Raw genomic sequence first — 13,539 nt, forward strand, 5'->3', positions numbered from 1 at the left:
CCTAGGCGGGGACTTCGACGTCCCAGACGATGACGATCGGCAGCCCGTCCCAGGCCGCGCGGGCGGCGTCGGCGATGAACTCCTCGTAACCCCCGGGCGCGAGACGGCCGTTGAACAGCGGCTCGTGAAGGGCCCGGACCCGAAGCCCGGCTCCGGTGAACGCCTCCAGGTACCGCCCGGGCAGGTGGACGTGGTTGCGGACGAACGCGAGCTGCTCGGAGCCGTGCACGAAGACGCACTGCCCCTGGAGGGCGATGACGAACGGGTGCAGGTCCGAGACGATGATCCGCCCGCCCGGACGGACCACCCTGGCCAGCTCCGCCACGCCCGCCGCCAGGTCCGGCAGATGGGTCATGGCCAGCGAACAGACGGCGAGGTCGACCGAGTCGTCCTCCAGCGGCAGGCTCTCCAGCCGCCCGACCCGGAACTCGGCCTGCGGGGCGCGCTCGCGGGCCTTGGCCAGCATCTCGGGCGACTGGTCCACGCCGATGGTGCGGTGCCCGCGGGCGACCAGGGCGCCGGTCTGCCGCCCGGTGCCGCAGGCGGCGTCCAGGGCGACGCCGGTGGGAAGGGTGTCGAGGATCCCGTGCAGCACGGGCTCCTCCACCTCGATGTACGAGTTGGGCAGCGAGTCGTAGACCGCCGACCAGGAGGCGTAGCCCTCGGCCAGGCCGAGTTCGCTGACGCCGGTGCCTCCTTCCGGCAGCTCCCCGTCGTCCGACGCGAAGCGCCGGATGTCCTCGACGCGCGCCTTGAGGAACTCCTCCTCCCCGTCCATGGCGTGGCGCAGCAGCGCCAGGCCCTGGATTCCCAGGACGAGCTCCCTCACGCGAAATTCATTGCTCATGCGAATGCCTCGTTCTTGCCCGGAGGTGACGGATTTGCGGTAGCCGGTCGGCCTCGGCTGAATTCCGACTACCCGGCCCGGCGGTAGAGGATTCTCCCGATCCGGTTCGCTGTCCGAAAGGAGGCCCTGAATGACCGGTTCCACGGCACCGTTGCCCGGAATTCCCGGAATCCCCTACGATGGCGGGCCGAAGCGGCCGGGCACCTATTCACCGGCCGTTCGCCCTACCTGGGAGGCGGAATGATCGAGGGATATCTCGGCCGGGAAAGCGTCACCGCCGGGGAACAGCTGACCGTCCACGTCTCCACCGACGCCGCCGGGTTCCGGCTGAGGTTCTACCGGCTGGGAACGGAGCCGGTCCTGGTGGCGGAGAGCGGCCGGCACCCCGGGTCGCTGCACCTGCCGCCGCCGCACCCCGACGGCGTGCCCGGCCGGGCCTCGCCCGCCGAGGCCTGGGGCTGGCCGCCGCTCACCGTGCCCGTGCCGGAGGACTGGACGCCCGGCATGCACCTGGTCCAGTTCGTCGAGGACGGCGAGCAGGACGAGGACGGACCGGACCACGAGGACCCGCCACTGCTCGACGCCGCGAGCATCGAGGGCCCGGACCGCGAGTTCTTCGTCGTGCGGCCCCGGCGGCCCGGCAGCCGGTCCCGCATCCTCTACAAGAAGTCGACCTTCACCCGGCACGCCTACAACCGCGCCGACCGGCCGGGCGAGGACCGCGGCGCCAGCCTCTACGACCACCCCGTGTACCTGCCGGACGGCGATCCGCACGGCCACCGGGTGAGCCTGCACCGGCCCGGCGGAATCATCGACCTCGCCTACTGGGACGCCCCTTTCATCGCCTGGCTGGAGCGCAACGGCTACCCGGTCGAATTCTGCACGGATCTCGATCTGCACGAGGATCCGGAGCTGCTTTCCTCGTACGATCTACTGCTCAGCGTCGGCCATGACGAATACTGGAGCGAGGAGATGCGGAGCCACGCCGAACAATTCGTCCGGGACGGCGGGAACATCGCCTTCCTCAGTGCCAACACCTGCTGGTGGCGCATTCGTCCGACCGACCGGAACACCGCCTTCGCCTCGGACACCGACCACCACGTGGGGGACGCGTACCCGCACCTTCCGGCGACCGACCAGTGGTGGCCGGCGGCGCCCGACGGTGTGGGCCGCCCCGAGAACTCCCTCACCGGGGTGAGCTTCCGCAACGGCGGCATGTGGGCGAGCGCCGAGGGGTGGCCCGGGGACCGTCCGCGCGAGGGCTACACCGTGCAGCACACCGACCACTGGGTCTTCGCCGGCACCGGACTGCGCGACGGCTCCGACGGCGGTGAGCCCGACCGGCTCGGCGCGGGCACCACACTGATCGGGTACGAGTGCGACGGCGCCGCCTACACCCGGGACGACCGCGGCGTCGCCCGCGCGAGCGGCGAGGACGGCACTCCCGCCTCCTTCCTCATCCTCGGCATCCACGTCCTCGAACCCGTGCACGAGGACTTCCACGACTTCAAGTGGGGCCACTGGAACGGACCGGCCCGGGAGCCGGGTGTCACCAGCCCCCGGGCCGCGACCATGGGCGTCTTCACCGCCGGCGGCACCGTGTTCTCCGCGGGCACCACCGACTGGCCCGTGGTCTGCGGGAAGGACCAGGACGCCGCGGTCGCCCGGGTCACCCGCAATCTGCTGGACCGGCTGCGGCACCGCTCGCCACGAGCGTGAGCAGTTCCCCCAGCCCGCGGATCCGGGCCGCCCCGTCCACCAGGGGCGGCTCGGATCCGAGCACCGCGGGGTCCGGCCGGGACAGGTGGACGGAGCGCATCCCGGCGGTGAGCGGGCCGAGCACGTCCGGTGCCCACATGTCGCCGACGAACAGCACGTGCTCGGGCCGCAATCGGCACCGCTCCAGCAGCGTCCGGTAGATCAGCGGGTGCGGCTTGCGCGCGCCCGCCCGGGCGGAGCCGACCACGACGTCGACCGACCCGTCCAGGCCGACCTCCCGCAGGCAGTCCTCCAGGTTCCAGAACCAGTTGGAGCAGATGCCGAGCAGCAGGCCGCGGGCGCGGAGCTCTCCGAGGACGGGGAGGGTGTCCTCGAAGAGCTCCAGCCGGACGGCCTTCATGGCCCGGTCGATCTCCTCGACCAGCCCCTCCAGCGCGCCGTCCGGCACCCCGCAGTCCCGGGCCCTGCGCCGAAGCCGCCCCAACTCCCAACGGTGGTAGTCGAGTTCACTGGCGGAGTGGGCCGCGTGCTCCTCGCCCTCGGCGGGGCCCACCGTCCACTGGTCGCCCCAGCGGGCGCCCTGGGCGGACAGGCCCCGGCGGTCGAAGATCGCGCGGTGGTCGGGCGGCAGCGGCTCGACCATCCGCGCCAGCGTCCCGTAGAAGTCGAAGACGACGGCACGGATCTCCACCGGCCCCGCGGTCGGCACGGGCCCGGCCTCAGTAACGGCCGTGCCGGCGCGGGAAGTAGTCCTGCAGCTCGCCCTCGCGCTCGATGTCGACGGTCGCGCAGTGCAGCCCGCCGCCGAACGGCCCGACCGCCCGGAACGGCACCGGGACGATGTCGAAGCCGTAGGAGGACAGCTGCTCCGAGAGCCGGACCTCCTTCTCCTCGATGCACAGGGTGTTCTCGTCGAGGTTCAGCATGTTGCCGGCGAGCCACGGGCTGCAGAACGACAGCTTCGGCGGGTGGTCCCAGCTCGCGGGCTGCACCGCCTCGATGATCTCCCAGTCGTTGAGCCGGAAGAACTCCATCAGCTCGGCGTCCGCGAGCCGTTCGCCGCAGTGCAGCACGAGCCCGGGGCGCAGCGGCACCCAGGTCGCGTCGATGTGCAGCGGGTGGGTGTTGGTGGAGGTGACCACGTGCACCCGGTGGTCGGGGAAGTGGCGCTTGAGCCACTGGTAGCCGCTGCGGTTGGTGACGAAGGACAGCTGGACGAAGAGGTCCTTGCCGAAGCGGGCGACGTCGGCGGCGTCGAACAGCGGCTCGGCCTCGGTCAGCACCAGGTCGTAGTCGCGGACCCGGGCCAGCTGCTCCTCGGTCGGCAGGTCGTTGTAGGTGTCCCAGAACTTGGTGTTGTAGGAGGCGTCGGTGAGCCGCGGCTTCGGTGCGGCCTCCCAGCGCATGTTCTGGTCGGAGTCGAACAGGTTCTGCAGCAGGGGCCGGTAGGCCAGGTACTCGTGCCAGCGGCTGCGGTAGGACATGGTCGCTTCCAGGACCTCGTTGCCCACGGTCAGCAGCAGGTCGCGGGGCGGCATGCAGCCGAACATCGAGTCCTGCGTCCACTCGGGCGTGCTGACCTGCTGGTTGAAGTCGACGGGGGTGGGGCGGTCCACCCGGATGCCGCGCCGGCGCAGCATCTCGGCGAAGTCGTCCAGCTGCTCCTCGGCCTCGGCGACCATGTCCTCGGGCATCGGGCCGAAGGTGCCCAGCGGGAAGCCGTCCTCGGGGTAGTCGCGGCGCACCGCGTGCTCGGGGGCCTGGACCACGGTGCCCTCGGCCCGTCCCACGACCACGTGGCGCAGCGGGTCCCAGCCGTTCCAGGCGTTGACCCGGATCGGTCGGGCGGAAGTGTCGGGGGTCTGCTCGGTCGAAGAAGTCGTCTGCTCGGTCACGTTACAAGCCCTTCGTATCGGGATCACGTGGGTGCAGAGGCCTAACCTGCGGGTACCGCCCGGGAGGAGTCAAGTGTTGATCTCTCTGCGGGACACTGAACGTCATCTTCCGGCCGAATGTCTAAACCTCTGCGACTCTGGGCGATCAGACGGGTAATCAGAAGAGCACCCCCATAGCGAACTTGGAGACCTCATGGCCATTCGCATGTCCTACCGCCCCCTTGTCCTCACGTTTCTCCTGTCCCTCGCCGCCACCGGCTGTACCTCCAGTAGCGGGGACGGAGGCGACGCGGGCGGCAAACTGACGGTGTGGCTGGCCGTGGACGCGCAGGAGAGTTGGCCGCAATTGGTCCAGTCCACTAACGACCGGTTCACCCAGGCCCACCCCGGGGTCAAGGTCGACGTCCAGTACCAGCAGTGGACGACCAAGAACCAGAAGCTGGACGCCGTCCTCGCCGGGAAGAACGTCCCGGACGTGGTCGAGATGGGCAACAGCGAGACCACCAACTACATCGTGAACGGCGCCTTCGCCGCGGTGGACCCGGCGAAGTACGACCAGTCGGCCAACTGGCTGCCGGCCCTCGCCGACGCCTGCCGCGCCGACGGCAAGACGTACTGCGTGCCGTACTACGTCGGGGCCCGGGTCGGCATCTACCGCACCGACCAGTTCGCCCGCGCCGGTGTCGCCGACGCCCCGAAGACCTACCCCGAGCTGCTCTCCGCGCTCGACAAGCTGAAGGCCACCCTGGGCCCCGAGGACCCCAACTACTCGGCGCTCTACATGCCCGGCCGCTACTGGTACGCCGCCATGGCGTTCGTGAAGGACGCGGGCGGCGAGATCGCCGTGAAGGAGGGCGACAAGTGGAAGAGCACGCTGGGCGCGCCGGGCTCGGTGGCCGGTCTCACCGAGTGGAAGCGGCTGATCGACACCTACTACGTCGGTGACCGGGCCAAGGACAACTCCGACCAGCCGGCCGTGGTCGGCCAGGGCCGGGTGGGCGTCTTCTACGGCAACACCTGGGAGTCCGCCATGGCCACCGACGAGCGCTCCGGCGGGGACCCGAAGCTGAAGGACAAGTTCGGCACCTTCCCCTTCCCCGGCCCGTCCGGCAAGCTCCTGCCGCCGTTCCTCGGCGGCTCCACCCTGGCGGTGCCGGCCAAGTCGAGCCGTAAGGAGCTGGCCTCCGACTGGATCAGGATGTTCACCGACACGCAGTCGCAGAAGGCCCTGATCGCGGTGGACACCCTGCCCAACAACACCGTCCAGCTGGCCGAGGTGGCGGCCGGCGGCATCAACGGCCCGGCCGCCCAGGCCGCGGCCACCGGGGGCTGGATGACGCCGTTCGCGCCCGGCTGGACGTCGGTGGAGAAGTCCAACATCCTGCCCGAGATGCTCGAGCGCATCGCCAACAACAAGGCGTCCGTGCAGGACGCCGCCCGCGAGGCCGACCAGCGGATCAACGAAGTGATCAATGAGCGCTGACCGGGGCCGGCAGCAGCGGCGTCGGCCACTGCTGCCGTACCTGCTGATCGCCCCCACCGTCCTGGCGCTCGTCCTGGTCCTCGGCTACCCGCTGGTGGACATGGTCCTGCTCTCCTTCCAGGACATGACCCGGGAACAGCTCTTCAGCGGCGCCGCACCGCCGTGGGCCGGGCTCGACCAGTTCGGCAAGATCCTCGGGGACGGCTTCTTCTGGAAGGTCGTGGGCCGCACGGTGCTCTTCACCGCGGTGACCGTCGTGCTCACCGTGGTCTGCGGGCTGTTCACGGCGCAGCTCATGCACCGGGTCTCCCCCTGGGTGCGCGCCGTCATCGCCGGAGTGCTGGTCACCGTGTGGGCGATGCCCGCGATGGTCGCGGCGTCGATCTTCCGCTGGCTGTTCGACACCGACTACGGCGTCACGAACTGGGTGCTGTCCAACCTGCCGGGGGTCGACATGACCCACCACAACTGGTTCACCAACCCCTGGCAGGGGTTCACGGTCATCGTCGCCGTCGTGGTGTGGGGCTCGCTCCCGTTCGCCGCGATCACCCTGCGAGCTGCGCTCTCGCAGGTACCGCCCGAACTGGAGGAGTCCGCGATCCTGGACGGCGCCCGGCCGTTCCAGGTCTTCCGGCACGTCACCCTCCCGGTGATCAGACCGGTCCTGCTCATGGTCACCACGCTGAACGCGATCTGGAACTTCGGTGTCTTCAACCAGATCTGGCTCATGCGCGGCGGCCAGCCCGAGCGGGAGTACTACCTGCTGGGCGTCTACTCCTTCATCGAGTCCTTCGCGGTGAACCGGTACAGCACCGGCGCCGCGATCGCCCTCGTGACCGTCGTCCTGCTGCTCGCCGGCTCGGTCGTCTACCTGCGTCAGATGCTCAGGACGGGAGAGCTCGATTGAGGCGCCAACGCTCGCTCGGCCACGACCTCCTCGGGCTGCTCGTCGCCGCGGTGATCGGCTTCCCCATCTACTGGATGGTGCTCACCGCGTTCCGGCCGGCCTCGGAGATCCTGAGCCTGCCGCCGAAGTTCTGGCCGAGTTCGCCCACCTGGGACAACTTCGCACGGGCCCTGGGCTCGGAGACCTTCTGGGCCAACGTCCGCTCCAGCGTCCTCATCGGCCTCGGCACCGTCGTGGTGTCGCTGATCGTCGGGACGCTCGCCGCGTTCGCCCTCGCCCGCTTCCGCTTCACGGGCCGCAAGACCTTCGTCGTGGTGATCCTCATCGTCCAGATGGTGCCGCTGACGGCCCTGATCATCCCGCTGTACCTGCTGCTGAACGACGCCGGGCTGACCGACAGCCTGACCGGGGTGATCCTCACCTACCTGGTGTTCACCCTGCCGTTCACGGTATGGATGCTGCGGGGATTCATCGACGGGGTGCCCGTGGAGCTGGAGGAGGCGGCCATGGTCGACGGCTGCGGCCGCCTCGGCGCCTTCCGCCGGGTGGTGCTGCCACTGCTCGCCCCCGGCATCGTCGCCACCTCGGTCTTCGCGCTCGTCCAGGCCTGGAACGAATACGTGCTCGTCTACATCCTGTTGTCCACCCCTGAGAAGCAGACCGTCAGCATCTGGCTGGTCTCCTTCACGACCAGCCGCGGGACCGACTACGGCGGCCTGATGGCGGGAGCCACGCTCACCGCCCTGCCCGTCGTGGTCTTCTTCCTCATCATCCAGCGCAGGATCGCCTCCGGCCTCGCCGCCGGGGCGATCAAGGGGTGATCAAGGGGTGATCCCGCGCACCGAACACCCGACTCTCCCGGTCGCACCCCGTTCACGCCCACAGGAGGACTCCGTGACGCACGACCGTCTCGATCTCGTCTCCAAGCTCTACCAGCCGTCCGGCTGGCCCCGTGTGCTGCAGGTGGCCGAAGGGGCCGCGTCGGACGCCCCGCTCGTCGTGGACCTCGACCCGACCACCTTCTGCGACCTGGCCTGCCCCGAGTGCATCAGCGGAAAGCTGCTCAACCAGGGCCGCTTCACCCCCGAGCGGCTGGCCGCGCTCGCGGAGGAACTGGTCTCCATGTCCGTCCGGGCCGTGGTGCTCATCGGGGGCGGCGAACCGCTCGCCCACCGCGGCACCCGTCAGGTCCTGCGCGTCCTCGGCGAGGCCGGCCTGGCCGTCGGGGTCGTCACCAACGGCACCATGATCGACAAGAACCTCGACGAACTCGCCGCCTACGCCTCCTGGGTCCGCGTCTCCATGGACGCCGGGAGCTCCGGCACGTACGGCCTGTTCCGTCCCGACCGCAAGGGCCGCAGCGTCTTCGACAAGGTCGTCGCCAACATGCGGCTGCTCGCCGGGGCGAAGACCGGCGCGCTCGGCTACTCCTTCCTCGTCATGACCCGCCAGGAGCCGGACGGCCGGGTCGTCAGCAACCACACGGAGGTGCTGCAGGCGGCCGAACTCGCCCACGACATCGGCTGCGACTACTTCGAGACCAAGGCGATGTTCGACGAGGAGCACCACGTCATCCAGGTCTCCGAGGACATCCTCGACTCGGTCGACCGCCAGCTCGCCGAGGCCGCCCGGCTGGAGAGCGACACCTTCCAGCTCATCAACTCCTCCACGCTCACCTCGCTGCGCCGGCACACCGGGCCGGTCCAGCCCAAGGAGTACCACCGCTGCAAGGTGGCCGAGCTGCGCACCCTGATCACCCCGTCCGGGGTGTACATCTGCTCCTACCACCGGGGCAACCCGCTGGCCCGGATCGGCGACGCTGTCACCGACAGCCTGCCCGACATCTGGAAGACCTCGGACCGCGGCATCGTGGACCCGAGCCGGGACTGCCGCTTCCACTGCGCCCGGCACCGCTCCAACCTGGAGCTCGACCTGATAGCGGAAGGAACGGGCGCAGTCCCCCCGGGAGAGGACTACGACCCGTTCCTGTGACCTGACCGTCAGCCTGCGCTGACGCCGACCCGGTTCCCCGCCCGGGCACTCCGGCTCCCCGGAGCCGCCCGGGCGGGGATCACGCGTGCCAGGGGGAACGGAGCGCGCAGCGCGTCGGCCAGCCGCGCCACCACCCCCGGCGTGTCGGCCGCGGGGCAGACGCCGACCAGCGAACCGCCGCCGCCGGCCCCGCTGAGCTTCAACGGCAGGCCGGCGGCGCGCAGCGCCAGCGTCCGCAGCTCCTCCAGCACCGGGGTCGACATGCCCTGGAAGTCGCGCATCGCGTCGTGCGCCCGGGTCATCGCCTCCCCCAGCGCCTCGTGGTCGCGCCGGCGCAGCGCCGCCCACGCGGCCCCCGACGCCCGGTCGGCCTCGGTCCGGTACGCCGCGAGCGCCGGATCACCGGCCGCCAGCTGCGCCCGCACCGTGCGGATGTGGTCGGCGGTGTTCTTCCGGGTCCCGGAGTCCACCACGACCACCCGCCAGTCCTCCGGGAACTCCAGCCGTTCCCGGACCACCGGCAGACCGCGCTCCCGGCCGTCGATCAGCAGCGCACCGCCCTCGGCGACGGCCAGGTGGTCCATGCCGCCGCCGTTGAAGCGGGCGAACTCGAACTCGTACGCCCACTGGACGAGCAGGGCGTCCGGCACCGGCTCGCCGCCCGGCACCGCGGCCGCCCGGGCGAACGCCCGGAACAGCGCCACGATCAGTGCCGTGGACGAGGACAGCCCGCTCGCCGAGGGCGCCTCACTGCTGACGCGCACGGCCGGCGCAGGGCCATGCACCTCAGGGAGCCGCTCGCGCAGGAACGTCCACACCTGCGCCGACCAGTCGCTCTCGGCCGGCTGCGGCGCGCCGGACGGTTCGCCGGGCACCACCTCGACGGTGGTCGGCAGGTCGAGGGCGAGGCTGACCGAGCGGCCGTCGCCCAGCCAGTCCAGGTCCTCCCCCGACAGACACGCCCGGCACGGCACCGCGACGCGGATCGCTTCTTCCTCGCTCACCTTGCCCGGAACCTCCCGTCCGTGAGAAACGCCCGGTACATCTCCAGTACGACCCGCGTGGGCGGATGCAGCGGCGCCGGCAGGTCGTCCAGCGGCCGGAACTCCGCCCGGCGCACCTCGTCCGCCCCCGGGGACAGCTCCCCCGACCAGCGCGTCGCCGCGAAGCACAGCGCGAAGCAGTGGTTGACGTCCCCGTTCGGGTAGGTCACGGTGTGCAGGGCCGGATCGGACAGCGAGCCGAAGGCGACCAGGTCCTCCTTCGCGACCCGCAGCCCGGTCTCCTCCGCCACCTCGCGGACGGCGGCCTCGGCGAAGCCCCCGTCCTCCTCGCAGGCACCCGCGGGAAGCTCCCAGACACCGTTGTCCGCCCGCTGCTGGAAGAGACCCCGGCCCGCCGCGTCGATCAGCAGGACCTGGGCCCCCGGAACCAACAGGGTCCGGCCACCCACCTTCTGACGCAGCGACCAGACGTACGACCCGACATAGCCCATGCTCGCACCACCCCCTCCGACGTCCGCCCGACGTCGGGCGGCCACGGGGGCACAGACTGTCACGCGCCGTCCTCGGCGAGCCAGCGCGGCACGGCCTCGGGCGTCTTCTCCAGCCACCGCACATAGCGGTCGACGCCCTCCGCGACATCGACCCGGGCCTGCCAGCGCAGCAGCTCCCGGCTCCGCTCGGTGGAGGCGAAGCCCCCGAGCGGGTCGCCCTCGGGGCGCGGGGTGACGATCCGCTGCGCCTGCGGGAAGTACGGCATCAGCAGGTCCGCGACGTCCCGGACCGCCGTCGGGCGCCCGGTCCCCACGTTGACCGTCCGGCCCGCCATCCCCTCCTCGACGAGCGCGAGCGCCGTCGCCTCGGCCACGTCCTGGACGTGGATCATGTCGCGCACCTGGACGCCGCCGCCGTTCAGCCGCATCGGGCGGCCGAGCTTGGCCTGCAGGGACAGCCAGGGGACCATCCAGGAGTGGCTGCCCGGCTTCGGGATCTGCGGGTCGCCGTAGACGGAGAAGTAGCGCACGATCGCGTACTCGGTACCCGACGACGCCCCGAGCATCAGCCGGGTCTGGTGCTCCGCCCACAGCTTGCCGTTGGCGTACACCGACAGCGGGAACAGCGCCTGGTCCTCGTGGAACATGTGCGGGCCGGGCGAGTCGGTGGGGCCGTCGCCGTACACCGACGCGGAGGAGACCAGCACCAGGCGGCGCACACCGGTGCGGGCCAGCTCCTCCAGGATGACCTGGGTACCCTGCACATTGGCCCGGAAGGCGACGTCGGGGTTCCGGGTGCAGGCGGCCACGTCGGCGTAGGCGGCGGCGTGGACCACGAAGTCGGCGTCCCGGAGCAGGCCGGCGACCAGCTCGCGGTCGCAGACGTCACCGACGACGAGCTCGGCCCCGGTCCTCTCGACCCCGAATATGGTGTGGCCGTCCTCGGGGTAGGCGTCCATCCGGTCCAGGACGACCACCTGGGCGCCGGCCCGGCACAACAGGGACGTGAGGTGGCTGCCGACCAGGCCGCCGCCTCCCGTCACGACGATGCGAGCATCGCGGAGCTTCTCCAACCGGGACTCGACGCTCTCACCGTCGTCGCTTCCGGCCTCGTTCAACGGCGCGTGCGATTCAGCGGACATAGGGGGTTCCCTCCGTGAAGACGGCGAACTCTCGATTACTCGCTCAAGCACAGCCACATGCTTCACTCGGAAGGTGGCGTGCCAGTCCAGCATCCTTGGGACACCAACCGTGACACCAGTGCGAATTCGGCACTCTTGCCAGCCTCCGGCTCTATCCGTACTGTCCGGAATCGATGGCACCCGCAGTAGCCGATAGCGACACGAGTGCCACCAAGTCCCCCACACCCCACCAGAAAGAGGGAAACCACGTGACGCGCCATCAGCTCAGCGCGGTGGTCATGACCCACCCCAAGCGCCGGCGGGCCGCCGAGCAGATGGCCCTGACCGCGCCTCCGGGCGCCCTGCGCGTCGTCATGGACCCGGACCCGACCGGCACCCCGTCGGTGCTGCGCACGGCCCTCGCGGCCTGGGACTCCATCGAGGACGGCGCCACCCATCAACTCGTGGTCCAGGACGACATGCTGTTGTCCGAATCGTTCTTCGAGCGGGTCGACCTGGCCATCGCGGCGATGCCGGACGCGGCACTGGCGCTCTTCGCCCTCTGGGACTCGCGCAACGGTGCCGCGGTCCGCTTCGGCGCCATGGCCGGTGCCCGCTGGGTCGGCGCGGTCAACGAGTACTTCCCGTGCGTCGCGATCGTACTGCCCCGGGCCGTCGCCGAAGGCTTCGTGCACTACGGCCGCGCGCGCCTCGGCGGCTGGCCCGACGACATCCTGATGCACCGTTACCTGACCGACCTCGGTGTCCCCCGCTACGTCTCCGTGCCCAACCTCGCCGAGCACCAGGACCAGGGCTCGATCTCGGGCAACGCCTTCCGCGGCCCGCGCCGCTCGGTCTGCTTCCTGCCCGACGACCGCCCCGGCGACGAGGGACAGCGGCTGACCGGCCTGAGGGTCCTGCCGTTCTTCAAGTACGGCGTCGCGCGCTGCGCGGTACGGGTCGCCGGGCCCGGCCCCGAGCGCTGGCTGCACATGGACGGCGAGCAGTACCTGCGCGGCCTGGAACTGCCCGGCTCGCTGTTCACGCCGCCCGGGCCGGAGTCCGACGCACCCGACGTCCGGGGCACCTGGCTCACCGCCCTCGCCATGGGCCACGAGGCCGCCCGCCTCGGCCTGGACCCCGACGGCTCCGCACCGATGGTGCGCGCCGACGTGTACGCCGAGGCGATCGCCACGACCGGGCCGGGCGGCATCAGCAACACCAGCACCGAGGAGCGGATCGCCGAACGCCGCGAGGTGCTGGCGGCCGTGGCGCAGCGGGCACTGGCCGCCGGCCACGAGTTCGCCGACCGGCCGGGCCCCCGTCGCTCCCGGCGGCCCGGCGGCCTCACCGTCCGCGGCGGCGCCTCACCGCTCGGCGAGCACCTCGTGCGCAGGATCACCGACCTGGCCGACCTCGCCGACCCGGCCGGGGACGGCCTTCCGGACGCCACCCTCGACCTGACCGGCCTGCGCGAGGGCGCCCCGGCCCAGGAGTTGACGGTCCGCCTGCCCGGCGACCCGCGCCCGTACACCCTCGCCGTGGGCGAGGTCTACGGCCCCGGCTGCTCCCGCGACACCCTCATCGGCCGCATGGTGTGGGACGCCCTGCGCAGCCACCCGGTGACCGTCCACGGCGATCCCGACAGCGAGCTGCACCCCGTCTACGTGGACGACCTGGCCGACGCCGTCCTGTCGGTGCTCCGCTCCCGCCCGACCACCCGCGCCTTCACCGTCGCGGCCGAGAAGCCCACCACCCTCGCCGAGCTGGCGAACGCCGTGCACGCGGCCGTCCGCCCGGTGCCGGTGCAGACCGCCCCCTCGTCCCACGACCTCACCGTCCCCCCACGGGAGTTCACGGACGGCCTGCGCCCGCCCGGCTGGGCGCCGGCAACCGACCCGGCCAAGGGGCTGCACGCCTTCTCCCAGTGGCTGGCGTACGAGGGAACCCTGCTCACCGTCGTCTGACCCCACCGGCCCCCGCCGCCGCACCCCCGGCCGAGGCCCATCGCCTCGGCCGGGCCGCTGCCGCAGTCCTCTTCCAGCCGTGCGGCCAGCGACGTCGAGCCCCGATCCGGGAG

Annotated in this window: 12 protein-coding genes; 6 read left to right on the forward strand and 6 right to left on the reverse strand. The window is 71.3% G+C overall.

Annotation, left to right across the window (positions count from 1 at the left end; genetic code table 11):
- Position 1: 1 nt before the first annotated feature.
- Entirely contained in the window at positions 2-829 is an 828-nt protein-coding gene (locus tag ABZW10_RS21170) for a class I SAM-dependent methyltransferase (RefSeq protein ID WP_355367985.1), read from the reverse strand.
- A gap of 258 nt (positions 830-1,087) precedes the next feature.
- Between ABZW10_RS21170 and ABZW10_RS21175 the strand changes: the two genes are divergently transcribed.
- Complete coding sequence (locus tag ABZW10_RS21175; RefSeq protein ID WP_355367988.1) at positions 1,088-2,566, forward strand: N,N-dimethylformamidase beta subunit family domain-containing protein; 1,479 nt, start codon at positions 1,088-1,090, stop codon at positions 2,564-2,566.
- On the opposite strand, the gene ABZW10_RS21180 is transcribed toward ABZW10_RS21175, so the two are convergent.
- Positions 2,517-3,257 carry an HAD family hydrolase gene (locus ABZW10_RS21180; protein WP_355367991.1) on the reverse strand — a complete coding sequence of 247 codons (741 nt, stop codon included), beginning with the start codon at positions 3,255-3,257 and terminating at the stop codon, positions 2,517-2,519. The two genes, ABZW10_RS21175 and ABZW10_RS21180, sit on opposite strands and share 50 nt — an antisense overlap.
- Positions 3,258-3,285: 28 nt before the next feature.
- Positions 3,286-4,461: a serine/threonine protein kinase gene (locus tag ABZW10_RS21185; protein ID WP_355367994.1), complete on the reverse strand. Its 1,176-nt coding sequence runs from the start codon at positions 4,459-4,461 to the stop codon at positions 3,286-3,288.
- A 193-nt stretch (positions 4,462-4,654) separates the two neighbouring features.
- On the opposite strand from ABZW10_RS21185, the gene ABZW10_RS21190 reads away from it, so the two are divergent.
- The 4 genes from ABZW10_RS21190 to ABZW10_RS21205 all read left to right on the forward strand — a co-directional run bounded on the left by ABZW10_RS21190 (position 4,655) and on the right by ABZW10_RS21205 (position 8,843).
- Complete coding sequence (locus tag ABZW10_RS21190; RefSeq protein ID WP_355367997.1) at positions 4,655-5,944, forward strand: extracellular solute-binding protein; 1,290 nt, start codon at positions 4,655-4,657, stop codon at positions 5,942-5,944.
- Entirely contained in the window at positions 5,934-6,851 is a 918-nt protein-coding gene (locus ABZW10_RS21195) for a sugar ABC transporter permease (protein WP_355368000.1), read from the forward strand. The genes ABZW10_RS21190 and ABZW10_RS21195 overlap by 11 nt, the downstream gene beginning before the upstream one ends.
- Positions 6,848-7,672 (forward strand): carbohydrate ABC transporter permease, encoded by an 825-nt coding sequence (locus ABZW10_RS21200; RefSeq protein WP_355368003.1) that lies wholly within the window; start codon positions 6,848-6,850, stop codon positions 7,670-7,672. The genes ABZW10_RS21195 and ABZW10_RS21200 overlap by 4 nt, the downstream gene beginning before the upstream one ends.
- Positions 7,673-7,745: 73 nt before the next feature.
- A complete protein-coding gene (locus ABZW10_RS21205) occupies positions 7,746-8,843 on the forward strand; it encodes a radical SAM protein (RefSeq protein WP_355368006.1) in 1,098 nt (365 codons plus the stop codon).
- 8 nt (positions 8,844-8,851) lie between these two features.
- Here ABZW10_RS21205 and ABZW10_RS21210 read toward each other — a convergent pair whose 3' ends face one another.
- Genes ABZW10_RS21210 through ABZW10_RS21220 form a run of 3 tightly spaced genes read right to left on the reverse strand, consistent with a single transcriptional unit; the run spans position 8,852 to position 11,480 of the window.
- Positions 8,852-9,847, reverse strand: coding sequence for a galactokinase (locus ABZW10_RS21210; RefSeq protein ID WP_355368009.1), 996 nt, complete (start codon positions 9,845-9,847; stop codon positions 8,852-8,854).
- Entirely contained in the window at positions 9,844-10,338 is a 495-nt protein-coding gene (locus ABZW10_RS21215; protein ID WP_355368012.1) for an NUDIX domain-containing protein, read from the reverse strand. The genes ABZW10_RS21210 and ABZW10_RS21215 overlap by 4 nt, the downstream gene beginning before the upstream one ends.
- Before the next feature lie 59 nt (positions 10,339-10,397).
- Entirely contained in the window at positions 10,398-11,480 is a 1,083-nt protein-coding gene (locus tag ABZW10_RS21220; protein ID WP_355368015.1) for an NAD(P)-dependent oxidoreductase, read from the reverse strand.
- A 248-nt stretch (positions 11,481-11,728) separates the two neighbouring features.
- Here ABZW10_RS21220 and ABZW10_RS21225 point away from each other — a divergent pair, with 248 nt between their 5' ends.
- Entirely contained in the window at positions 11,729-13,426 is a 1,698-nt protein-coding gene (locus ABZW10_RS21225; protein WP_355368018.1) for a hypothetical protein, read from the forward strand.
- The last annotated feature ends 113 nt before the right edge of the window (positions 13,427-13,539 follow it).

The organism is Kitasatospora sp. NPDC004723, from assembly GCF_040609255.1.
Classification (GTDB): Bacteria; Actinomycetota; Actinomycetes; order Streptomycetales; family Streptomycetaceae; genus Kitasatospora.

Bases quoted from the DNA above. Each gene is read 5' to 3' on its own strand.
- ABZW10_RS21175 (WP_355367988.1), top strand. From the start codon at position 1,088: ATGATCGAGGGATATCTCGGCCGGGAAAGCGTCACCGCCGGGGAACAG.
- ABZW10_RS21190 (WP_355367997.1), top strand. From the start codon at position 4,655: ATGGCCATTCGCATGTCCTACCGCCCCCTTGTCCTCACGTTTCTCCTG.
- ABZW10_RS21195 (WP_355368000.1), top strand. From the start codon at position 5,934: ATGAGCGCTGACCGGGGCCGGCAGCAGCGGCGTCGGCCACTGCTGCCG.
- ABZW10_RS21215 (WP_355368012.1), bottom strand. From the start codon at position 10,338: ATGGGCTATGTCGGGTCGTACGTCTGGTCGCTGCGTCAGAAGGTGGGT.
- ABZW10_RS21220 (WP_355368015.1), bottom strand. From the start codon at position 11,480: ATGTCCGCTGAATCGCACGCGCCGTTGAACGAGGCCGGAAGCGACGAC.